This window comes from Parvibaculum sp. (assembly GCF_035511255.1).
Lineage (GTDB): Bacteria > Pseudomonadota > Alphaproteobacteria > Parvibaculales > Parvibaculaceae > Parvibaculum.
Window position 1 is genome coordinate 1 of sequence record NZ_DATKFR010000168.1, and the last position, 1,751, is coordinate 1,751.

The 1,751-nt window shown below is 64.4% G+C and carries 1 protein-coding gene and 1 pseudogene; both read right to left on the minus strand.

What is annotated here, in order from left to right; all coding sequences use genetic code 11:
• Nucleotides 1-602: pseudogene (locus VMR03_RS06155) on the minus strand (citramalate synthase); the annotation flags it as partial.
• 195 nt (nt 603-797) lie between these two features.
• On the minus strand, nt 798-1,751 hold a 954-nt coding region (locus VMR03_RS06160), incomplete at its 5' end, for a glutamate--tRNA ligase (protein ID WP_325403305.1).

A 1,751-nucleotide genomic window follows, 5' to 3' on the forward strand; every position in this document is an offset into this window, starting at 1 on the left:
ACGCCCGAGGCGATGACTTCGCCGACGATGCGCGAAACCTCGTCGGGCAGCGTGCCGCCATTGGTATCGCAAAGCACCGCCCAGCGCGCGCCGGCCTCGAGCGCGGTCCGGACGCAAGACAGCGCATAGGCCGGGTTCGCCTTGTAGCCGTCGAAGAAATGCTCGCAATCGATCATCGGCTCGCGGCCTCTGGCGGCAATCGCCTTGACGCTGTCGGCGATCGACTCGAGGTTCTCCTCATTGGTGATGCCGAGCGCCACCTTCACCTGGAAATCCCAGCTCTTCGCGACCAGGCAGACGGCATCCGTATCGGCATCGAGGATCGCGGCAAGACCCGGATCGTTCGACGCGCTGCGGCCCGCCCGCTTGGTCATCCCGAAGGCGGTGAACTTCGCATGGCGAAGCGCCGGGCGCTCGCCGAAAAAGGACGTGTCTGTCGGATTGGCGCCCGGATAGCCGCCTTCGACGTAGTCGAGGCCGAGCTCGTCCAGCAGGCCGGCAATCAGCCGCTTGTCTTCCACGCTGAAGTCGACGCCCTGCGTCTGCGCACCGTCGCGCAGCGTCGTGTCGAAGAGGTAGAGACGTTCTCTGGCCTTGCTCATGATCATGTTCCGTGTGACGCGCACAGCAATCGGCCTGCCGCGACCGGACCCGTTATCTCACATGGAATTTAAGCGAGCTTGTACGGCGGCGGCAGACTGTTGTCAGCCGCGAATAATGAGAATTCCGATAATGGCTTGGCGTTTCGTCGCCATCTTCAGTGCCATCTTATCGCCGTTACAAAATTGGAAGTCTTTTCAAAGACTTGCACCGCGCAACCGGGCCTCTGCCCTTTCGCGCCCGATGAGAGGTAGCAGGTTTTTCAGCTCCGGTCCATGGTCGAGCCCGGTCAGGGCCAGCCTGAGCGGCATGAAAAGCGCCTTGCCCTTGCGGCCGGTCTTGCCCTTCACCGCCTCGGTCCAGGCGCCCCAGGTCTCGATCCCCCAGGGTTCCGGCGGCAGCAGGGACGCCGCTTCGGCGGCGAAATCCATGTCCTCGATAACGGGCGCAATCGGTCCCTGAACGACCCGCGCCCAGTCCGCCGCATCGGCGAACTTCACGAGGTTCGGCTTCACCGCTTCCCAGAAGGCTGGCCCGAGATTGCAGCCCGCAGCATCGAGCCGCGCCGTCACGGCGTCATAAGGCGTCAGGTGCAGCAGCGCCGCATTCATCTTGTCGAGATCGCCCGGCTCGAAGCGGATGTCGGCACGGCCGAGATGCGAAATGTCGAAACCGTCCGCGAGTTCGCCAAGCGTCAGCCGCGGCTCGATGGTGTCCGACGTCCCAAGCCGCGCCAGCAGCGAATTGACCGCCATCGGCTCGTAGCCCGCCGCGCGCAGCGCCTCGATGGAAAAGGCGGCATCCTCGCGCTTCGAAAGGGGTCGCCCTTCCGGTCCCTGCAGCAACGAGAAATGCGCATAGGCCGGCGGCTCCGCGCCCAGCGCCCGCGTGATCTGGATCTGCACACCGGTATTGGTGATGTGGTCGGCGCCGCGCACGACATGGGTGATCGCAAACTCGATATCGTCAACGACGCTCGGCAGCGTGTAGAGGAAGCTTCCATCTTCCCGCACCAGCACCGGATCCGACAGCGATGCGGCATCGACCGAGACATGCCCCTGCACGAGATCGTCGAAGCCGGTCTTCTCGCTTTCGAGCTTGAAGCGCCAATGCGGGCGGCGCCCCCCCGCTTCCAGCGCGCGCTTTTCCGC